The sequence below is a fragment of the Streptomyces sp. NPDC048825 genome (assembly GCF_043198355.1).
In the GTDB taxonomy this organism is placed as follows: domain Bacteria; phylum Actinomycetota; class Actinomycetes; order Streptomycetales; family Streptomycetaceae; genus Streptomyces; species Streptomyces xiangluensis.
This window is the reverse complement of sequence record NZ_JBICUR010000008.1, coordinates 211,831-232,067: the sequence shown is the minus strand read 5'-3', so window position 1 is coordinate 232,067 and position 20,237 is coordinate 211,831. Positions and strand designations below refer to the sequence as shown.

The 20,237-nt window shown below is 69.5% G+C and carries 16 protein-coding genes; 7 read left to right on the top strand and 9 right to left on the bottom strand.

The window, feature by feature from the left end:
- Positions 1-27 precede the first annotated feature (27 nt).
- The 4 genes from ACGFNK_RS21335 to ACGFNK_RS21320 all read right to left on the bottom strand — a co-directional run bounded on the left by ACGFNK_RS21335 (position 28) and on the right by ACGFNK_RS21320 (position 3,791).
- Positions 28-1,206, bottom strand: coding sequence for a DUF6545 domain-containing protein (locus tag ACGFNK_RS21335; protein ID WP_393418040.1), 1,179 nt, complete (start codon positions 1,204-1,206; stop codon positions 28-30).
- A complete protein-coding gene (locus ACGFNK_RS21330) occupies positions 1,203-2,450 on the bottom strand; it encodes an MAB_1171c family putative transporter (RefSeq protein ID WP_393418038.1) in 1,248 nt (415 codons plus the stop codon). The genes ACGFNK_RS21335 and ACGFNK_RS21330 overlap by 4 nt, the downstream gene beginning before the upstream one ends.
- Before the next feature lie 2 nt (positions 2,451-2,452).
- Positions 2,453-3,052, bottom strand: a complete 600-nt coding sequence (locus ACGFNK_RS21325; protein ID WP_386341719.1) for a toxin-antitoxin system, toxin component — start codon at positions 3,050-3,052, stop codon at positions 2,453-2,455.
- A 70-nt stretch (positions 3,053-3,122) separates the two neighbouring features.
- Positions 3,123-3,791: a hypothetical protein gene (locus tag ACGFNK_RS21320; RefSeq protein ID WP_393418036.1), complete on the bottom strand. Its 669-nt coding sequence runs from the start codon at positions 3,789-3,791 to the stop codon at positions 3,123-3,125.
- A 397-nt stretch (positions 3,792-4,188) separates the two neighbouring features.
- On the opposite strand from ACGFNK_RS21320, the gene ACGFNK_RS21315 reads away from it, so the two are divergent.
- Positions 4,189-4,419: a hypothetical protein gene (locus ACGFNK_RS21315; protein WP_386341715.1), complete on the top strand. Its 231-nt coding sequence runs from the start codon at positions 4,189-4,191 to the stop codon at positions 4,417-4,419.
- Positions 4,420-4,452: 33 nt separating this feature from the next.
- On the opposite strand, the gene ACGFNK_RS21310 is transcribed toward ACGFNK_RS21315, so the two are convergent.
- Positions 4,453-5,139 carry a 4'-phosphopantetheinyl transferase gene (locus ACGFNK_RS21310; protein WP_393418034.1) on the bottom strand — a complete coding sequence of 229 codons (687 nt, stop codon included), beginning with the start codon at positions 5,137-5,139 and terminating at the stop codon, positions 4,453-4,455.
- A gap of 274 nt (positions 5,140-5,413) precedes the next feature.
- Here ACGFNK_RS21310 and ACGFNK_RS21305 point away from each other — a divergent pair, with 274 nt between their 5' ends.
- A complete protein-coding gene (locus ACGFNK_RS21305; protein WP_393418032.1) occupies positions 5,414-6,613 on the top strand; it encodes an ATP-grasp domain-containing protein in 1,200 nt (399 codons plus the stop codon).
- A 31-nt stretch (positions 6,614-6,644) separates the two neighbouring features.
- Here ACGFNK_RS21305 and ACGFNK_RS21300 read toward each other — a convergent pair whose 3' ends face one another.
- From ACGFNK_RS21300 to ACGFNK_RS21285, 4 genes are all read right to left on the bottom strand, one after another.
- Positions 6,645-7,520 carry a sulfotransferase family protein gene (locus ACGFNK_RS21300; RefSeq protein ID WP_393418030.1) on the bottom strand — a complete coding sequence of 292 codons (876 nt, stop codon included), beginning with the start codon at positions 7,518-7,520 and terminating at the stop codon, positions 6,645-6,647.
- Positions 7,521-7,684: 164 nt separating this feature from the next.
- Entirely contained in the window at positions 7,685-10,732 is a 3,048-nt protein-coding gene (locus tag ACGFNK_RS21295; protein ID WP_393418028.1) for an alpha-mannosidase, read from the bottom strand.
- A 62-nt stretch (positions 10,733-10,794) separates the two neighbouring features.
- A complete protein-coding gene (locus ACGFNK_RS21290) occupies positions 10,795-12,135 on the bottom strand; it encodes a 6-phospho-beta-glucosidase (protein WP_393418026.1) in 1,341 nt (446 codons plus the stop codon).
- Positions 12,136-12,174: 39 nt separating this feature from the next.
- Positions 12,175-12,924: a DeoR/GlpR family DNA-binding transcription regulator gene (locus tag ACGFNK_RS21285; RefSeq protein WP_393418258.1), complete on the bottom strand. Its 750-nt coding sequence runs from the start codon at positions 12,922-12,924 to the stop codon at positions 12,175-12,177.
- A gap of 124 nt (positions 12,925-13,048) precedes the next feature.
- On the opposite strand from ACGFNK_RS21285, the gene ACGFNK_RS21280 reads away from it, so the two are divergent.
- Genes ACGFNK_RS21280 through ACGFNK_RS21260 form a run of 5 tightly spaced genes read left to right on the top strand, consistent with a single transcriptional unit; the run spans position 13,049 to position 20,196 of the window.
- Positions 13,049-14,074: a carbohydrate kinase family protein gene (locus ACGFNK_RS21280; RefSeq protein WP_393418024.1), complete on the top strand. Its 1,026-nt coding sequence runs from the start codon at positions 13,049-13,051 to the stop codon at positions 14,072-14,074.
- 44 nt (positions 14,075-14,118) lie between these two features.
- Positions 14,119-15,405 (top strand): extracellular solute-binding protein, encoded by a 1,287-nt coding sequence (locus ACGFNK_RS21275; RefSeq protein WP_393418022.1) that lies wholly within the window; start codon positions 14,119-14,121, stop codon positions 15,403-15,405.
- Positions 15,405-16,367, top strand: a complete 963-nt coding sequence (locus tag ACGFNK_RS21270; protein ID WP_393418020.1) for a carbohydrate ABC transporter permease — start codon at positions 15,405-15,407, stop codon at positions 16,365-16,367. The genes ACGFNK_RS21275 and ACGFNK_RS21270 overlap by 1 nt, the downstream gene beginning before the upstream one ends.
- Positions 16,368-16,381: 14 nt before the next feature.
- Positions 16,382-17,272, top strand: a complete 891-nt coding sequence (locus tag ACGFNK_RS21265; RefSeq protein WP_393418018.1) for a carbohydrate ABC transporter permease — start codon at positions 16,382-16,384, stop codon at positions 17,270-17,272.
- Complete coding sequence (locus ACGFNK_RS21260; protein WP_393418016.1) at positions 17,272-20,196, top strand: glycoside hydrolase family 2 TIM barrel-domain containing protein; 2,925 nt, start codon at positions 17,272-17,274, stop codon at positions 20,194-20,196. The genes ACGFNK_RS21265 and ACGFNK_RS21260 overlap by 1 nt, the downstream gene beginning before the upstream one ends.
- Positions 20,197-20,237: the final 41 nt, after the last annotated feature.

The window sequence follows — 20,237 nt, the reverse complement described above, 5'->3', positions numbered from 1 at the left end:
ACCTGTTGATGTGTGCTGCTCCCGAAGTCAGCCATGGTCGGCGGCCGCTCGCTGGGTGGACTGCCGTCGGGCTTCCGCCACGATCGGGGACGATGCCAACGCCTGTGCGAGGCGCACCATCTGATGGGGCGTCGATGTCGACCGCAGCGTTCCCACGTTCGATGGCATGCCCGCGCTGCCCCTGCGCAACGCCTGCACACGGGCCGCCGCGAGCATCGCCGCTTCGGCCACCACCTCGGCCTGGTCGGCGGCGAGGGTCGCGAGGGCTTTGTCGTACGCCGTCGCCCGCACCTGGTCGTCGAGGTAGGGCGAGCAGGCGAGGACGCCGTCCCAGATGGAGATCTCCTGGCGTGCCAGGCGCCTCACCGGGGGATCCCACCAGCGGATGACCCCCGTGGCCGGTGCACGCAGCGTGCGCAGTTCCGCCGACAGGGGCAACAGCCGCCGATAGCGCCTCCAGGCGCGGGCGTTGTTCACCAGAGGAGGCCCGATCCGGGGCAGGGCGAAGCCGCAGGCACAGGTGATACCGGCCAGCATGACCAGCGGAGGCGAGACGACGGTGGACAGGACGTCCCAGTCCCTCCCCAGCCAACGGGCAGCCATCGCCGCGTACTTCACGCATTGATAGCACCCGTCGAAGAACAGGCCGATGACGATCAGCGTCAGCCCGCGGCGGATCATGCCGCGTACCTCCCGCAGCCATCGCAAGCTCATGACCAGGAGGGCGACGGTGGCAGCCGTGTGCGCGACGAGATACAGGACGATCATCTCGCGCATGTAGGGCGTGTTGGCGTAGTACGTGTCCAGGTCACGGGCGCGTTCCACGGGAACGTCGGCCAGGGCGAACAGGACCCAGATGCCCGCGATGACCAGCCCGTAGACGCCCATCACGAGCAGGGAGGCACGCCGCCTCCGCTCCGGTGATCCGCCCTCCCAGTTGATCATCAGGACCAGGTAGCCCGCGCTCAGTGCGGTCAGGCCCGCGTACACCAGTGGAGCGCTGAAGTTGGCGACGCCGGTGACGTCGTTGACGAAGCGGATGGTGGGCGGGGCGGACAGGATGCAGACGAGCGAGCCGATCAGCAGGATCAGACCGGTCGACGCCACCAGAGGGTCACGCCACAGCGGCCTTCCGGCCGAGAGCTTCAGCACGGCGGCCAGCAGGAGAAGGAGGCCGGGGATGTAGAAAACTATGCCGCTGCTCACCGTATGGGGGTTCTTTCGTCGTCTGCGGCTGGGGTGGCCGCAGCGGCGGCCCGGGCTGCCGCCACGATGCGGGACGTTCGCAGGGCGTGCGCGATACCGATCAAGGACGAGCGTGTCACGGGGAGTTCGGCGTTCGCGGCGTTCTCGGCGTGCCCGGCGTACTCGCCGTTCTCCGTGTGCTCCAAGAGACCCGCTGGTGCGAGCGGTCCGGCACGCCGGCAGGCGTGCACAGCCGCGGCGATCATCGCCGCGTGGCCGATGTGGACGGCAGTGCCGGCGCTGTGGCCCGCGGCACGGGCCGCTGTGTGCGCGCGTGAGCGGACGTGGTCATCGAGGTGGGGACGGATCAGTCGCAGCCCGTCCTCGATTCCGGCCTCGCGCCGGGTGAGGTGGATGAACGGCGACGAGTACCAGGCAATGGGACCGGCGAGCGGACTGCCGGGACGGATGCCGCCGAGTTCCCGCCACAGCGGGCCGAGCCGCCGCCATGTCGTCACGGCACGCCAGACGGCGGTCGCCCACGGGCCGAGGAGCGGCAGGGTGAAGCCGGCGGTGGCGGCGGCAGCCGCCAGGCCCACGAGGCGGGGCGCGAGAATCGTGCTCAGCATGTCCCAGTCCCGGCCGGTCCACCGCGCGATCACCGCGGTGAGCTTGAGGCCGCTGAAGGAAATGTTGAGCAGCCAGCCGAGGACGAGCAGCCACAGTCCGGCGCGAAGCCAGCCGTGGACCTCCCGCGCCCAGCGCCGGCACAGAACGGTGGCCGCGACGGCGGCCGTCATATGGCCGAGCAGATACAGCACGACCATCGGCCCGATCCACGGCGTCGTGGCGTAGTGCGTGTCGAAGTCGGTGATCCGCTCGCTGGGTGCCTCACCCAGCACGAACAGGGTGATCAGTACGGCGATCAGGACGGCATAGCCGACCGTCCAGCGCCGGGTGAGCCGGCGCACGTACGCGTCGGGCCCGCCACGCCAGTGGATGATCAGCAGCAGGCAGCTGGCGCTGTAGGCGCTCACCGTCGCGTACACCAGCGCGGCGGAGAAGTTCGCGATGCCCGTCGCTTCGTTGATCCCTGCGACGGTGTGGGGAGCGGCGAGGAAGAAGCCCGCGCCGCCCAGGAAGATCACCCAGCAGACGGCTCGGATCAATGGGTCGCGCCGTGAATTGAGCAGGCCGGGCAGCTTCAGGCCCAGTCCCGCCCAGCAGACGAATGCGGGTATGTAGTAGTACGCGGAGGCGTCCATGCTCAGACCTGTGGCCGGCGGCTGCCCAGTGACGCACCGATCCGTCCCGCGATCTGGGCACGGTCCGTGTTCTCCGGCTTGCCCTCCAGCCAGACCCGGAAATGGGTCACCGCTTTCAACGCGAAGGTCTCGGCGTCCTGCTCGACCTGTTCGTCGAACACGGACCGGGCGGCCACCCGCACGACGGTCGGCTGGAGATGACGGAGATCGGCCCGCTGGTCCAGCATCCGGGCCGCCACCGTGGCGCCGGCGATGTGGTGGCCGCAGTCGCCCTTGATCATGTGCCAGATCTCGTGGAAGAGGATCGCGAGCTGGTGCAGTGCCGTCGCGCGCTGATCGACGAGAATGAGGTCCTCGTCCGGCAGATCGAGCCACAGGCCGGTCGCCGTCCGGTGCGGGAACTCCTCTTTGAGGAGCACGACCTTGCGTCCCCGGATCTCGCTGAGGACTTCGATCAGCGCGGCGAACAGTTCATCGGGGTCCGTGGGAATGGTCAGTTCCCGTCCGCCGGCCCGCAGTTCGCCGGTCAGACGGTCGATGAATTGACGCATCTCCTTCTCGGCCTGGAATTCTCCGACCAGCCGCGTGACAAGGCGACGCATCGACTGACTACTCCTCACATGCCGGACTCCGACCGGCAAATATTCCAGACGTCCGGGCCCACTGCCAGGCCTACCAGGTTTCCGGACCCTCAACCCCCTTGTCGCGCTCTCGGCGCCGAAGGATCGTGTCGATCCAGTCGGCGACCAACTCCTGTTCCGCGTCGCTCAGTTCGGCGGCCCGGTGGGCGATCCGGCGCAGCCCGTGCGCGTGCCGCAGCCTGGCCAGCGGATCCTCGCCGGCAGCCTCGCGCAACTCGGCCAGTACGGGCTGGAGGGCGTCGTCGAGAGCGGAGGCGGGCTCGGCGGACAACCAGCCGTTGGGGGCGCCGAAGAAGAACTCCTCGATCCCGGCCTGGGTGGCCGCCAGTGGACCACCGGAGCGGACCGCCCGCGGCTCCGCCCCCTCTTCTCCCTGCGTCTTCTTCCGGCTGTTGACGAGGTTCGACAGGGAGGCCCGGGACGCGCCGAAGGAGGCGGCGATCTCCCCGTACGAGTGCCGGTGCCCGTCGTCGCGGCGTCGCGTTTCCCGCAGATGCTCGAAGCGGCGGATGATCCGGTCGGTGATGTCCTCCGCGGGGGGCTCCTTGCCGTCCAGGAGTGTCGCGATGACGTCCCGGGGGACGCCGCTGTCGACCGAGAGCCGTTCCACGTCGAGCACGTCATCACGGCTCTGCCCCTCCTTGAGGAGGGCGTCGAGCTGGCTCAGGGTCTCGGCGAGCGCACTGAGCGGATCTCTCACCGGCACGTCTCCTGAAGTCAGGTGGGTGGGGCGAACTACGAGTTGATGTTCCGCACGATAGCCGCTGCCAGGCCAGCCGACCACCGAGAAGACACGGCAATAGTCACTGGCGGCTACTCCAGTTGACATCTCTCCCGATGGGTTGCAGGATCATGACACGGCGTGAGGACCGGTCTTCGCGCCGCGGTGACGGCTGAATCGCCGTCACCCGGGCGCGAGGCTCGTGTGTGCCCCGGCGGGGGAGGGTGCACCGAGCGCCGTGGTCCGCGGCCGCGCACCGTTCAGGTGTGCGCGGCCGCGGACCGATTGTCAGTGGTGGACGGCAAGCTGGACCCAGCGCCACCGCTGTGCGACGGCGCGTGAACGCAGAGCCGAGCCGAACCGGGAGAGTCGTCCGATGCCGACCGCCGTACTGACCGATCACGAACGCACCGCCGTGCAGGCCTATCTGCGCCTGTTGCACACGGTACGAGCCGCGCTGGACGGCCCGCCCGGCACGGCGCCCCGCCCCGTCGTCGTACCGCCCGCCGCCCTCGCGGAGGCCGAGCGTGCGCTGGAGGCGGCAGGCCTCGCGGGCAACGAGGAGGCGTTCTTCCGCCTGCTGCACGCCTGGAGCCCTCAGCCGTGACGATCCCCGGCCGGGCGCCGAGCAGAAACGGGATCAGTCAGCGTGGTGCGCGACGCTCACCGCGGTCGCCACAAGCCCCTGGCCCACCGTCCAGCGCCCGTCGAAGTGGTCGACGCGGTGGCCGTCCACCACCGGGCCCGGCACCAGGAGCCGGGCGCGGAAGACACCCGACGTGGTGTGCCCGGAGGTCAGGCCGATCTCTATGTCCGCCTCCGTGAAGTCCAGCCACTTGCCGGTGAGGGGGAACCACGCCTTGTAGACCGACTCCTTGGCGCTGAACAGGAGTCGGTCCCAGTGGACCGCGGGATGGTCGGCGGCGAGCTCGCGCAGCCGGCTGCCCTCGGCGGGCAGGGACACGGCGGGCAACACGTCGTCCGGGAGCGGCAGATGGGGCTCCGCGTCGATGCCGAGGGAGGCCAGGTCGGTGGCGCGGGCCAGCGCCGCGGCGGCGTAGCCCTCGCAGTGCGTCATGCTGCCGATCAGTCCGGCGGGCCACTGCGGTGCCCCGCGGTCACCGGTCAGTACGGCCTGCGGGGAAACGCCGAGCTTGTCCATCGCACGCCGGGCACACGTGCGTACGACGGTGAACTCGCGGCGCCGCTTCTCCACGGCCCGCGCGATCAGCGCCTGCTCCTCGGGATAGAGCGTCGCGCCCGCGGCCGGCTCGTCGCCGTGTGCCTCCACGGCCACGACCGAGTCCGGGAGCAACTCCTCGATCACTGGATCCGACCTCCATCGGCAGAATGCGAGGCAGCGTACCCAGGGGTGCCGGCCCCCGGGGTGAGCAGGGCGCCGCACCGCAGCGAAAGGCCCTACCAGGACGGGACGTAATCCGTAACACGGACGTAGCAGCGATCATGTCCCGGAACCCCTATGATCGGCCCTACACAACCGCGCGCTCACCGTTTCCGAACGGCGGTTTTGTGTACCTCCAAATTCCTTGGCCGGGCTCGGCCTGCTTCGCCGTGCCCGCTAACCATGAAAGGCGGCCTGAATGGCCTCTCGCGTACGCGTCTGGCTCAACCGCACGTACGCGGAGAACGTGTTCTTCATGGATCAGCTGCGGGAGAATCCCAGCGGCCGTCCGGTCGAGATCCATGCGACGCACGGCGACCCCGACTCCCCCATCCTGGCCGCCGCCGACACGGCGGCACTGGAACCGGAGGGGCTGTCCCCGGCCGCGTACGTCGAGTACGCCCTCGATCAGTGCGCCCGGCACTCGATCGACGTGTTCGTTCCGGTGCTGCACCAGGCGGCGGTCGCCGCGCACCGCGAGGAGTTCGCCGCGGTCGGTACGGCCCTGCTGGCGCCGCCCCCCGAGGCCGTGGCGACCTTCCACGACAAGGTGACGGCGTACGAGGCTGTGCAGGCGCTGGGGGTGCCGGTGCCGCCATGGTGGCGGGTGCGTACCGAGGACGAACTCGTCGCGGCGGTCGACGCCTTGGAGGCGGACGGCCACAAGGCCTGCTTCAAGCCGGCGGCGGGGGCGGGCGGAGTCGGCTTCCGCATCATCACGCGCGCCCCCTTCTCACTCATGCACCTGGGCGGCTTCCCCAGCCCGTATGTGCCGCTGAACCTCGTCGTCGACGCCCTGCGCCAGGCCGACGGACCCGTCGACTGGCTGGTGATGCCGCGTCTGGGGGAGCCGGAGGTGTCCGTCGACTGTCTGACGGGGCCGGACGGGCGGGTGCGGATGGCGGTGGGCCGGACCAAGAACGGCCGTCGGCGCGGCTTCACGCTGCAGCCGTCCTTCATCGAGCCGGCGCGGCACATCGCCCGGGCCTTCTCTCTGCACTACCTCACGAACGTGCAGTTCCGTATGTACGGGGACCAGCCGGTGCTCCTGGACGTCAACACGCGCCCGGCCGGCGGTCTGCACCAGCTCTCCCAGTGCGGCCTCAACGCCCCATGGGCGGCGGTGCGGTTGGCGCTCGGCGAGGACCCGGGCGAGCTGGTTCCGCCGTTCCTGGGCCGGGACTACGCGGTGGTCGCGGGACCTCGCCCGGTGCGTGCGGTGTCGGTACCGCAGCCGCAGCCGCATCTGGACGAACGCCGGCCCACTCCCCTGCCGGCCGTCCCCGCCCCCGACGGGGGTCCCTCCCCTCATGGGGGTCACCCCGCTCGAGCGACGTCGAGAGTGGGTCAGGAGCCGAGAGTGGGGGAGGAGCCGGCCGCCACTCCCACCCCCGCCTGATCGCTCTCGCCCGGACCGTCGTCGTGCCCGGTCAGTCGACCGGGTACCCCCATTCACGCGCCAACTCGACCAGTCGCGGCGGCAGTTCGGCCTGCGGGTCGGCCGGGCGGGCGGACTGGATGCGGCCCGACTTGATGGTCTCGCTCCAGTCGCCGAGCTGGGGGCGGAAGGTGCCGTGGTCCTTCTTGCCGTACTCGAGCATCCCCGGCTCCCAGGGGACCTTGAGGTAGTCGCACAGGCCCCGGGTGACGGCCTCGGGGTCCGCGGTGAGCTCCTCGTACGTGATCACATGGGCGCCGGTGAGCTTCTGGCGGGCATCGTCCAGCTTCTCGCTGTAGTCGAGGACCTCGCGGCGGATCTGTTCATGGTCCGGCTCGGCGCGACGATTGGTGAGGGAGGTGACGACCGCGCCCGGGTGCCGGAGCAGGACGATGTAGCGGGCGTCGGGCCAACATCGTTGCAGCCGGGGCCAGATGAGGGTGTTCGGCGGGGTCTTGTCGACGATGATCTCCTTGCCGCTGCGGGTGAGCTCCAGATGGAGCACGCGGTCCCACAGGACGTGTTCCAGCTCGTCCTTGTCCAGCTCCAGCGCCTGCATGGCGTCGGCCGTGAAGTCACGGGCCAGGTGGACGTGGAGGGTGCGCAGATGCATCTCGTGCGGGGCGCGGATCCGGGAGTGGCTGTTCAGCAGGACGCGCAGCAGGGTCGAGCCGGAGCGCACCGAGGACAGGACGAAGACCGGGGAGTCGACCAGGCGTGGGGCGGGCGGGGCGACGTACGCACCCTTCGGGGTCCGCTGCGCGGGCATGGCGTCGAGGCTCCGGCGGGGCGGGCTCACCGCCTGGGCCATCAGTCTGCCGCGGCGCTTCAGGCCCTTGCGGATCGCCGAGATACGTGGGTCCCGCACGGTGACACCCCTCTTTTTCTCTTACCTTCGCCTTGCCGCGCCATCCCAGGGGTACCGGGCGAACTCCAGGTGTCGTACAGGCAACAGGCCGTGGTCACGGCGGGCCGAAAACCCGCCGTGACCAGGCCTCTTACCCGTTTCTTAATTCTTGATGGAAAACGGGGTCAGTCGTTCCGCCGGGACAGCCGCAGGGTCTGCACCTCGAAGGGGCGCAGCGTCACCGCGACTCCGCCGCCGTCCACGTCCGCCTCGGCGAGGGGCCTCTCCAGGAGGTCGGTGACCTGGGCTCCGGCCAGGGGGAAGCCGGTGCGCAGGGTGCCCTGGGCCCGTCCGCCACGGGACTCGTAGAGGCGTACGACGACGTCGCCCGACTCGTCGTCGGCGAGCTTGACCGCTTCGACGGTCACGCCTGCACCCTCGACGCTCACGACCGGCTCGGCCGCACCGGCCGAATCGGCCACCCGCAGCGGCAGGTTGAGCGCGTAGCCCTCCGCGACCGTGTCCTCGATGGTCGCGCCGGGCAGCAGGGCGTAGGTGAAGCGGTGCTTGCCCTGGTCGGCCTCGGGGTCGGGGATGCGCGGGGCGCGGACGAGGCTGAGGCGGACCGTGGTGGTCGTACCGCCGTCTTCGCGGACCGTGCGGGAGACGTCGTGGCCGTAGGTGGAGTCGTTGATGACCGCGACGCCGTAGCCGGGCTCGCCGATGTGCACCCAGCGGTGGTTGCAGACCTCGAAGCGGGCCGACTCCCAGCTGGTGTTGGTGTGCGTGGGGCGCTGGATGTGGCCGAACTGGATCTCGGCGGAGGAGTGCGCGGCCCTGATGTCCACCGGGAAGGCGGCCTTGAGGATCTTCTCCGTCTCGTGCCAGTCGATCTCCGTCTCGATGTCGATACGGGGGCTGCCCGCGCGGACGGTGATGGTCTGCGTGATGCGTGAGCCCTTGCCGAAGGCGCGCTCGACGCGGATCGCGCCGAGGAGCGGGTCCTCCTCGACGACCGTGACGGCCTCTGCGTCGAGCAGGTCCGTGTAGCGGTTCTTGTAGTGCTTGTCGATGTCCCAGGCGTCCCAGTAGTTCGGGAGGTCGGTGTGAAGCCGGAGCAGATTGCCCTCGCCTGCGAGGATTTCACGGTCGGCCCGCAGGTCGCGTACGGAGGACAGGGTGCCGTCTTCGGCGACCTCGACGCGTACGAGGCCGTTGTCGAGGACGCGGCCGGTGACCGTGACCGGCTGCGGGGGTTCGCCCGATCCGAGCGGCGCGCTTCCGTTGGCGGGGACCTCTGTGTACATCGGTACGCCGACCGAGGTGCGCACGACCTCGGCGCGGTCGCAGGGGCTCGTGTTGAACACCCGCGTCTCTCCCGAGCCGAGCGCCGCCACGGCCTCGGCGGTGAGGGCCTGGACCTCCTGGGCGACCCGTGCGTACTCCGCCTCCGCCTCCCGGTGTACCCAGGCGATCGACGAGCCCGGCAGGATGTCGTGGAACTGGTGCAGCAGGACCGTCTTCCAGAGGCGGTCGAGCTTTTCGTACGGGTACGAGTAGCCCGGCGCGTTCAGGGCGGCGGTGGTCGCCCACAACTCGGCCTCGCGCAGGAGGTGTTCGCTGCGCCGGTTGCCCTGCTTGGTGCGGGCCTGGGACGTGTAGGTGGCGCGGTGCAGCTCCAGGTAGAGCTCGCCGACCCAGACGGGGGCGTCGGGGTACTCCTCGCGGGCGTCCGCGAAGAACTTGTCGGGGTGCTCCACGACGACCTTCGGCGAACCCTCCAGGTCCGCGAGCCGCCGGGCTCGTTCCATGATCTCGCGGGTGGGGCCGCCGCCGCCGTCGCCCCAGCCGAAGGGCGCGAGGGAGCGCGTACCGCCGCCCTTCTCCTGGTAGTTACGCACGGCGCGGGCCATCTCCTCGCCGCTGAACCGGGCGTTGTAGGTGTCGACCGGCGGGAAGTGGGTGAAGATGCGGGTGCCGTCGATGCCCTCCCACCAGAAGGTGTGGTGGGGGAACTTGTTCGTCTGGTTCCAGGAGATCTTCTGGGTCAGGAACCAGTCGTTGCCCGCGAGCTTGGCGAGCTGCGGATAGGCGGCGGTGTAGCCGAAGGAGTCCGGCAGCCACACGCCCTTGGTCTCCACGCCGAAGTGCTCCATGAAGAACTTCTTGCCGTGGACGAGCTGGCGGGCGATCGCCTCGCCGCCGGGCAGGTTTCCGTCGGCCTCGACCCACATGCCGCCGACCGGGGCCCACTGGCCCTTCTCGACGGACTTCTTGATCCGCTCCCACACCTGCGGGTAGTTGTCGCGCACCCACTCGTACTGCTGGGCCTGCGAGCAGGCGAAGATGAAGTCCTCGTACTCGTCGGCCAGTGCCGTGACGTTCGAGAAGGTGCGGGACGTCTTGCGCTTGGTCTCGCGGATGGGCCACAGCCAGGCGGAGTCGATGTGCGCGTGGCCGACGCCGGAGACAGTGTGGGCGCTGGCGTGCGCGGGCCTGGCCAGGGCGGGGGCGAGCACTTCGCGGACCGCGGCGGCACTGCCGGAGACGTCGTCCAGGTCCACGGTGTCCATGGCCCGGTCCAGGGTGTGCAGGATCTCGTGGCGGCGCGGGTCGTGCTCTTCGAGGTGGACCATCAGTTCGCGCAGCACCTGGAGGTCCAGGTCGAGATGGAACACGTCCTCGTCGAGGACGGCGAGGTCGGCGCGCTGGAAGGTGTAGATCGGCTTGTCGCCGGCGGTCAGCACATCGCCCATGGCGGTCGGGCGCGAGAAGTTGTCGGCGAGGATGTCCGGGTTGGAGGCGGCCTCGACGAGGTAGTGGATCTCCTCGCCGCCCGCTGCCGGGTTGCCGATGGGCACGTACTGGTTGAGCGGGTTGACGGCCTTGAGCGGCGTGCCGTCGGCGAGGTGGACGAGCGCCTCGGCCTGGTTGCCGGGCCAGTCACCGATGAACCCGAGGTCGATGACGGCCTCGACGCGCTTGCCGGCCCACTCGGCGGGAACCTGCCCACGCATCCGGAACCAGGTCGTCCCCCACGGCGGGCCCCAGGGGGTGTCCATCGCGAAGGGCGCGTACGAGGCCGACGCCGCCTCCTCGAAGGGGACGGGCTCCCCCGGCGCCTGCCAGGCCTCGACCTCGAAGGGCACGGAGGCGGCGTAGATCGCGGTCTTGATGCGCTGGTCGTGGACGCGCTGGACACGCTCCTCGATCCGGCGGCGTTCGTCATGCATGTGCGGGTCTCCTCGGGGGGCTCTGCTTCAGGCCTCAGGGCTCTACCCAAGGCTCGAGATCTCTACTTCAGGTACGCGAGGCCGGGATGGGCGGCGGTGTAGCCCTCGACGAGACGACGGGCGACGTTCACGGAGTCGACCAGCGGGTGCAGGGCGAAGGCCTTCACCGCGGTCGTACGGGAGCCGGACTCGGCCGCGACGAGCACCTCCCGCTCGACCGCCTTCACCGCGCACACCAGACCGGTCGCGTGGTCCGGGAGCGGGTCGACGGCGACGGGGTGCGCGCCATTGGCGTCGACCAGGCAGGGCACCTCGATGACGGCGTCCGTGTCCAGCGCGGACAGCGTGCCCTGGTTCCGGACGTTGAGGATCAAAGTGGTGCGCTCGTCGCGGGCGATGGCCCGCATCAGGGCGAGGGCCACCTTCTCGTAGCCGCCCGAGAGGTCGTCGGCGTCGCGCTCGCCGGCGCCCGCCGCGTCCCGGTTCTCGGACATGTACGTGGCTTCCCGCTCGGCCCGGGTGCTGTCCCAGGTCTTGAGGGCTTCGGCGTCGGGGCGCTTCATCGCTTCGTAGAAACCGGCCTGCTGGTCGCGCAGGAAGGCGCCGCGGGTCTTCTCGGCGTCCTGGTAGGCGCGTACGGCTTCCCGGTTGAAGTAGTAGTAGTGCAGGTACTCGTTCGGGATCGCGCCCAATGAGCGGAGCCACTCGGTGCCGAAGAGCTTGCCCTCCTCGAAGGAGCCGAGCAGATCCGGGTCGGCGAGCAGTCGCGGCAGCTCGTCGCGTCCGGCGACGCGCAGGCCGCGGACCCAGCCGAGGTGGTTGAGGCCGACGTAGTCGATCCACGCCTCACGCGGATTCGCGACGCCGAGAACGCGGGCGATACGGCGGCCGAGACCGACCGGCGAGTCGCAGATGCCGATCACGCGGTTGCCGAGATGCCGGGACATGGCCTCGGTGACAAGGCCTGCCGGGTTGGTGAAGTTGATCACCCAGGCGTCGGGGGCGAGCCGGGCCACGCGCCGCGCGATGTCGACGGCGACGGGCACCGTCCGCAGTCCGTACGCGATACCGCCCGCGCCGACCGTCTCCTGGCCGAGGACGCCCTGATCGAGGGCGACCCGCTCGTCGGCCGCGCGGCCCTCGAGGCCGCCGACCCGGATCGCGGAGAAGACGAAGTCGGCGCCACGCAGCGCCTCGTCGAGGTCGGTGGTGGCGGTCACGGCGGGCGCACCCGGGACCCCGGCCGCCTGCTCGGCGAGCACGCGGGCGACGGCCGAGAGCCGCCCCGCGTCCAGGTCGTGCAGCACGACGTCGGTGACGCGGCCCTCGGCGCGGTCCCCGAGGAGCGCCCCGTACACGAGTGGCACGCGGAATCCGCCGCCACCCAGAATCGTCAGCTTCACGCAACAACCCTTTCCACGTTCATGTCCGCACCACACGGCTCATGTCTGCACCACGCGTACGCCCGCCTCCTCCAGTGCGGAACTGGTTCCGGCGTCCACCGGCCCGTTGGTCACGACCACGTCGAGGTCCTCGGGTCCGCAGACCTTCGCCATCCCCGTACCCGGGAACTTGGCCCGGTCCGCGAGCAGCACCACCTTGTCGGCCGCCGCGATCATGGCGCGCTTCACCGGGACCTCGACGACCGTCGTGTCCATCACCTGCCCACCGGGGCGCACTCCACTGGTGCCCAGGAAGAGCCAGTCCGCGCGCAGCTGGCGCAGGTTGTCCTCGGTGAGGAAGCCGACCAGGGAGCGGTACTCGCGGCGGACCATGCCGCCGAGCAGCACCAGTTCGATGCCCTCGTCGTCCACGAGCTCCTCGTAGACCACCAGGTTGCTGGTGATCACGGTGATCCGCCGTCCGTGCAGCTGCCGGGCCAGGCGGTATGCGGTGGTGCCGATGTCAAGCAGCACGGACTGGCCGTCCTCGATCATCGCCGCGGCCCGCTCGGCGATGGCATCCTTCTCGGGTACGCGCATCTCCGCGACCTCGGCGAAGGGCTGGTCGCCCTCCTCGGCGACGGCCCCGCCGTGCACCCGTGTGAGCAGTCCGTCCTCTTCGAGTTTGACCAAGTCACGGCGGATGGTGGCGGGGCTCACGCCCAGCTGTTCCGAGAGGTCGGTCACGGCGGCGGGCCCGCCGGAGCGCAGGGACCGCAGGATGAGTTGGTGTCGTCGTTCTGCCAGCACGCCGTGAACAGTACTCGTCATCTTCAATCATTTCCATGCTTGCTTCTGCTCGACTATTGCCAAATTGGCCGGAAGCGCGCACGATCCTGTGCACATTGAAGACTTTTGACGAGAGGAAGCACGCGTGGGTGACGAACGGCCCGATGTCCTGCTGACCGGGCTGCTCTTCTACGACCTCGTCCTGACCGGTCTGGGCAAGCCTCCGACTCCCGGCGAGGAGATCTGGACCGCAGGGATGGGCGCCGGTCCGGGCGGGATCGCGAACCTGGCCGTGGCGGCGGCCCGGTATGGCCTGAACACGACCCTGGCCACGGTCTTCGGGGACGACTACTACGGCGCGTACTGCCGTGATGTCCTCGCGGACCAGGAGCACGTCGATCTCTCGCTTTCCCGTACGGCGGCCGGCTGGCACACCCCGGTCACCGTCGCGCTGGCCCATGGCCATGACCGGGCCCTGGTCACCCACGGCCAGGAACCCCCGTACTCGCAGGACGCCCTGATGGGCGACCCGCCCGCCGCGCGCACCGCCCTCGTGCACATCGAGGCCGAGCCCCGCGCCTGGATCGCCAAGGCGGCGGCGAACGGCACGCACATCTACGCGGACGTCGGCTGGGACCCCACCCAGCAGTGGTCCTCCGACCTCCTCGACCAGCTCGCCCTGTGCCATGCCTTCCTGCCCAACGACACCGAGGCGATGGCCTACACCCGCACCGGCACCGCTGCCGCCGCGCTCGGCAAGCTCTCCGAGCTGGTGCCGGTGGCCGTGGTCACGCGGGGCCGCGAGGGTGCGGTCGCCGTCGACCAGACCACGGGTGAGTACGCCGATGTCCCCGCCCTCGACGTCGACGTCCTGGACGCGACGGGCGCCGGAGACGTCTTCGGCGCCAGTTTCGTCGCGGCCTCCCTCGGCGGCTGGCCCCTCGAGGAGCGGCTGCGTTTCGCGGTGCTGGCCGCCGGACTCTCCGTACGCCATCACGGCGGAGCCCTGGCCGCGCCCGGCTGGTACGGGATCCACGAGTGGTGGCAGACCGTCGAGGACCCGGAACTGCGGCGTGCGTACGGCTTCCTGGCCGACCGCCTGCCCACGGACCCGGGCCCTCCCCTCCCCCATGCCCCGGTGACCCCGCCCGTCCCCACACGGCAGTACTGAAATCCCCCCACGCGAACGAACACATGCGAAAGGCGGTGGGAGCTGTGCGGCTCTCACGAAGGGGCCTGCTCCGCGCCGGGCTGGCCGGCACGGCCGCCACGGCGCTCGGCGGCCTGGCCACGGGCTGCTCCGTTCCGACCGGTTCGACCGGCCGGAACATGGTCCTGTGGTACTGGAGCGGCGGCCTGAGCGAGACCGTCGTCAAGCAGGCCCGGGCCCGTTACGACAGCGCCGTGAACCTCAAGGCGACCCAGATCGGCGGCTACTACCGGTCCAAGCTGCTCACCACGATGACCGGCCGGGCCCACATCCCCGACATCGTGGGGCTCAAGGGCGAGGACATGGCGTCGTACCTGCCGAACGCCGACCAGTTCGTGGACCTGCGGACGCTCGGCGCGGAGAAGTACAAGCCGCAGTACCTGGACTGGAAGTGGCAGCAGGCGGTGGCCGACGACGGCAGTCTGATCGGCTTCCCCATCGATGTCGGCCCGATCGTGCACTACTACCAGCCGACCGTCTTCGAGAAGGCCGGTCTCGCGTCCGAACCCGAGGACGTGTCACGGGAGATGGACACCTGGGAGAAGTTCTTTGCAGCCGGTGAACAGCTCAAGAAGCGGATCAAGGGCGCGTATCTGCTGATCGACATCCTCAGCGTCTACGAGAACTCGGTCAACCAGGGCACCAAGCGGTACGTCGACAAGGACAAGCACTTCATCGGCGACCAGGAGCACATCCGTGCCGCCTGGGACCGGGCCGTCGAGGCCAAGCGGCGCGGGCTGCTGTCCAGCATCGTCAGCGGCACCCCTGACGCCAACTCGGCCATCGAGAACGGCCGGCTGCCCAGCCAGCTGGGTGCGTCCTGGGCGGCGGGCGACCTCAAGCTCAACCTGCCCAAGACCAAGGGCAAGTGGCGGGTCGCGAACTGTCCGGGCGGTCCCGCCAACAACGGCGGCTCGTTCCTGGCGATCACCAAGGCCTGCCGGGAGCCGAAGCGGGCCTTCGAGATCATCACGTGGATGCTCAACGCCGACAACCAGGCGCAGGGCTTCATCGACGCGGGGCTCTTCCCCTCCACGCCGGCCTCATACGAGATGGAGAAGCTGCGGGAGCCCGATCCCTTCTTCGGCAACCAGATCGTGATGGACGTCTTCGGGCCGGCGGCCCAGGAGATCCCGGTCGCCTACAACAGCCCGTACGACGTGGCCTTGGGGCAGCCCATCAAGGACGAGATGAAGAACGTCGGCGCCCTCGGGAAGAACCCCGAGAAGGCCTGGAAGGACGCCATGAGCAAATGCCGCCGGATCGCGGAGCACCTGGGGGTGAGCATCTGATGGCCACCGCACCCGTGGTCGAAAAGCCCCCCGCGGCCGTGGCGGAGCCTCCGGCCGAGCACCCGAAGAAGGGCATCCTCAGCTACTGGCGGCTGTACCTCGCGCTCTCCCCCTTCTATCTGCTCTTCCTGGTCTTCGGCCTGATACCGGTCGGCTTCTCGCTGTACCTGTCCTTCCACCGCTGGGACGGCCTCGGCTCGATGGAATGGGCGGGACTGTCGCAGTACCGCTATCTGCTGAGCGACAGTGACTTCTGGAGCTCGATCGGCAACACGCTCATCATCTGGGCGCTGGCCACCTTCCCCATGATCTTCCTGGCGATGGTCACGGCCGTGATGCTCAACTCGGCGGTCCGCTTCAGGAACCTCTACCGCTTCGCGTACTTCCTGCCGAACGTCACCTCGGTCGTGGCCGTGGCGATCATCTTCGGCTCGGTGTTCTCCACCAACTTCGGCCTGGTGAACGCCCTGTTGCAGGCGGTCGGTCTCGACCAGGTGGCCTGGCTGAACACTCCGTGGGGCATCAAGGCCGCCATCGCCACCCTGATGACCTGGCAGTGGACCGGCTACAACGCGATCATCTTCCTCGCCGGTCTCCAGACGATCCCGGGCGAGCTCTACGAGGCCGCCCGCGTCGACGGGGCCGGGCCCGTGCAGACCTTCTTCCGGATCACGCTTCCGCTGATGCGGCCCGTGCTGCTGTTCGTGCTCGTCATCTCGACGGTCACCGGACTGCAGAGCTTCTCCGAGCCTCAGGTGCTGCTGCAGACCACGGCCAACGAGTCGACGTTCTCCGGCGGCCCCGACCACGCCGGCCGGACGATGGTCCTCTATTTCTTCCAGCAGACCTTCGACAACAACGACTTCGGCTACGGCGCCGCCGTGGCGTGGGGCATCTTCCTCGTCGTCGTTCTCTTCTCGATCATCAACTGGCGCCTGGTGCAGCGCCGGGGCGAAGAATAGGCAGGCCGGTCACCATGGCAACCACCGAAGCCAGGCCCGCCGAGGCCGAGCCCGTCAAGTCCACCAAGCCCAAGCTCATCGAGGGCATCCGGCGCAGGGGCATCGCCCTCCACGCGTCCCTGATCGTCGGCGTACTGCTCTCGGCCTTCCCGTTCTACTGGGCCGTGATCATGTCGACGCACACGTCGACCGACATCTTCTCCTACCCGCCGAAGCTGCTGCCCGGCTCGCAGTTCGACGACAACATCAGCAAGCTCTTCGACAGCATCGATTTCTTCGGGTCGATGTTCAACTCGCTGCTCGTCGCCGCCTCGGTGACGTTCCTAGTGCTGTTCTTCGACTCACTGGCCGCGTTCGTCTTCGCCAAGTTCCAGTTCCCGGGACGTGGGGTGCTGTTCGCGCTGATGATGGCGATCTTCATGGTCCCGGCCCAGCTCCAGGCCATCCCCCAGTTCGTGATCATGGCGAACCTCGGCTGGATCGGCACGATGACCTCGCTGATCGTCCCGGCGGCGGCCAACGCGTTCGGCATCTTCTGGATGCGCCAGTACATGAAGAGCGCGATCCATGACGAGCTGATGGACGCCTCGAGGCTCGACGGTGCCGGTTTCATGCGCCAGTACTGGCATGTGGCGTTGCCGGTCGTCCGCCCGGGCCTCGCCTTCCTCGGCATCTTCACGTTCATGGGCCAGTGGAACGACTACGCCTGGCCGCTGATCGCCCTCACCAACCCGGACAACGTGACCCTCCAGGTCGCCCTCTCCCAGCTCAACGGCGTCCACGGCACCACGGACTACGGGATGGTCATGACCGGTGCCGTACTGGCCCTGATCCCCCTGCTCATCGTCTTCGCGATCGGTGCCAAACAGATCATCGCGGACCTCGGCAAGGGAGCCATCCGCTGATGCGCCGCGATCCCCTGATCGCGCTGCGCCCCTGGGAGTCACCCGAGGTGACCTCCTGGGGCCGGCTGCCGATGAACGCCGTGGACCGCAGGAACGACGCGCTGTCCCTGGACGGCTCATGGCACTTCCAGCTGGTGCCCGCTCCCGGCGCCAGCTCGGGTGAGTGGACGCGGATCGAGGTGCCCGGCGCCTGGACCATGCAGGACGTCGGCGACCTCCCGCAGTACACCAACTTCCGTATGCCGTGGGGCGAGTTCCCGCCGACATCGCCCACCGCCAATCCGACGGGTGTGTACGAGCGTTCCGTGGACATCCCCGCCGAGTGGGCGGGCCGGCGCATCGTGCTCCAGGTGGGCGCGGCCGAGAGCGTCCTCCTCGTCCATGTGAACGGCCATCCGGTCGGCATCTCCAAGGACTCCCATCTCGCAGCCGAGTTCGACCTGTCCGACGTCGTACGCCCCGGGGGTTCCGCCACACTGCGGCTCACCGTGATCAAGTGGTCGGACGCCTCGCACATCGAGGACCAGGACCAGTGGTGGCACGCCGGGATCACCCGGTCGGTGCTGCTGTACGCGACGGATGCGCTGCATCTCGGGGATGTGACCGTCCGGGCCCTGCGGGACGGACGGCTTCGGGTGGACTGCCAGGTGCGGAACGCGTCGGGGGCGCTGCCGGAGGGCTGGTACGTCACGGGAGCGCTGGAGGGTCATCAACTCCTCGCCCAGGACACCGAGTTCGACCGCTTGAACGCCGAGGACATGCGAGTGTCCGACTTCCTCGGCGAGGCCAGGCTGCGGACGACCGTACGGGACGTACGCCCGTGGACCGCCGAGACACCCGAACTGTACGAGCTGACGGTGCGGCTGCACCGCGCCGACGGCTCGGTGGCCGACACCTCGCACCATCGGGTCGGCTTCCGGGACGTCGAGATCCGCGGCCGGGACCTGCTGGTCAACGGCGAGCGCGTCTTCATCCGCGGCGTGAACCGGCACGACTTCCACCCGCTGACCGGACGCACGGTCACGGCGGACGACATGCGCGCGGACCTGGTCGTCATGAAGCGCTTCGGCTTCAACGCGATCCGTACCGCGCATTACCCGAACGACCCGGCCCTCCTCGACCTCGCCGACGAACTCGGCTTCTACGTCGTCGACGAGGCGAACATCGAATCCCACGACCACGCCCATGAGATCGCCGACGACCCCCGCTATCTGACCGCCTTCGTGGACCGGGTCTCGCGCATGGTGCTGCGCGACAAGAACCACCCGTCCGTCATCATCTGGTCGCTGGGCAACGAGTCGGACTACGGCGCGAACCACGACGCGGCGGCCGGCTGGGTGCGCCGGCACGACCCGACCCGTCCCCTTCAGTACGAGGGCGCGGCCAAGCTCGACTGGTCCGACGAGACCGTCGCCTCCGACATCGTCTGCCCGATGTACGCCCCGATCGAGGACTGTGTCGCACACGCGCTGTCCGGCAAGCAGACGAAGCCGCTCATCCAGTGCGAGTACTCGCACGCCATGGGCAACAGCAACGGCACACTCGCTGATCACTGGGCCGCCATCGAGTCAACGCCGGGTCTTCAGGGCGGTTTCATCTGGGAGTTCTGGGACCACGGCATCCTCCAGCGTGTGAACGACGGCAGACCGGCCGGACGCGCGGGCGTCGGCCTGTACGACAACGGTGTCGCCGCGCCCGGCCATCGCTGGGCGTACGGCGGCGACTTCGGCGAGACGATCCACGACGCGGCGTTCATCGCCGACGGCGTGGTGTTCCCGGACCGCACGCCCAAGCCGGCGATGTACGAGCACCGGGAGATCGCGGCACCGGTCCGGCTGACGTACGACCAGGGAGTACTCCTGGTCCACAACCGGCAGCACTTCCGCACTCTGGAGTGGCTGACCGCCGAGTGGCATCTCGTACGCGCGGACGGCGGCACGGAGAGCACGCCGGCCGAACTGCCCGACGTACTGCCCTGTGAGTCGGCCGCGGTGCACGTACCGTTCCCGCTTCCCGAGTCTCCCGAGGGCGAGGCCTGGCTGACGCTGCGGGTCACCACGGCGGGCGACGAGGCCTGGGCGCCGCGCGGCACGGAGGTGTGTCTGCCACAGGTCCGGCTCGGTACAGGGACCACCGCGGCGCCGGTACCGGTGGCCGGTCCGCCGGCGGAGGTGGACGAGCAGGGGCTGCTGGTCCACCCGATACTGGCCGCGCCACCCGTCCTGAGCCTGTGGCGCGCCCCCACGGACAACGACGAGATCGGCGGCATGGCGGCCCGCTGGCGCGACTGGGGTCTGGACGCGCTCGTACGCAAGGTCGTGGACGTACGCCGTGAGGGCGCCGGGGTGACCGTGGTCGCCGAGTACGCGACCGGGGGCGGGACCGTACGCCACGAGCAGCTGATCACGCCGGTTGCGGGCGGTCTGCGGATCGAGGAGACCGCCGAGCTGCCGGACACGCTGGACGATGTGGCGCGCGTCGGCACGGTCTTCGAGACGATTGCCGGGTTCGATCTCCTGGAGTGGTACGGGCAGGGCCCCTGGGAGTCCTATCCGGACCGGAGCGCGGGCGCGCCCGTCGGGCACCACTCGCTCGCCGTGGACGAGCTGCTCACGCCGTATCTGCGGCCGCAGGAGAGCGGCGGACGGCACGGCGTACGCCGGTTCGCTTTGTCGGCTCCGGACGCCACGGGACTGACCGTGGAACTCGGGGCGCCGAGCCAGGTCTCGGCCACTCGCCATCGCGCGGAGGACCTGGCCGCCGCCGCACACCACGACGAGCTGGTGCCCCGGCCCGGCTGCGTCGTGCACCTGGACGCCGCACACCGCGGCCTGGGCACCGCATCGTGCGGACCCGACACCTCGTCCCAGTACCTCATCGCGCCGGGCATCCACCGCTGGACCTGGACCCTGTGCGTGCCCTGACGCCACACCGTCCCACGCCATCGCACTCCAATTCCCCGCCA

What these genes read in the sequence shown, in the direction of transcription:
- ACGFNK_RS21330 (WP_393418038.1), bottom strand. Translation starts at nt 2,450, where the DNA reads ATGGACGCCTCCGCGTACTACTACATACCCGCATTCGTCTGCTGGGCG.
- ACGFNK_RS21325 (WP_386341719.1), bottom strand. Translation starts at nt 3,052, where the DNA reads ATGCGTCGCCTTGTCACGCGGCTGGTCGGAGAATTCCAGGCCGAGAAG.
- ACGFNK_RS21315 (WP_386341715.1), top strand. Translation starts at nt 4,189, where the DNA reads ATGCCGACCGCCGTACTGACCGATCACGAACGCACCGCCGTGCAGGCC.
- ACGFNK_RS21305 (WP_393418032.1), top strand. Translation starts at nt 5,414, where the DNA reads ATGGCCTCTCGCGTACGCGTCTGGCTCAACCGCACGTACGCGGAGAAC.
- ACGFNK_RS21295 (WP_393418028.1), bottom strand. Translation starts at nt 10,732, where the DNA reads ATGCATGACGAACGCCGCCGGATCGAGGAGCGTGTCCAGCGCGTCCAC.
- ACGFNK_RS21270 (WP_393418020.1), top strand. Translation starts at nt 15,405, where the DNA reads ATGGCCACCGCACCCGTGGTCGAAAAGCCCCCCGCGGCCGTGGCGGAG.
- ACGFNK_RS21265 (WP_393418018.1), top strand. Translation starts at nt 16,382, where the DNA reads ATGGCAACCACCGAAGCCAGGCCCGCCGAGGCCGAGCCCGTCAAGTCC.
- ACGFNK_RS21260 (WP_393418016.1), top strand. Translation starts at nt 17,272, where the DNA reads ATGCGCCGCGATCCCCTGATCGCGCTGCGCCCCTGGGAGTCACCCGAG.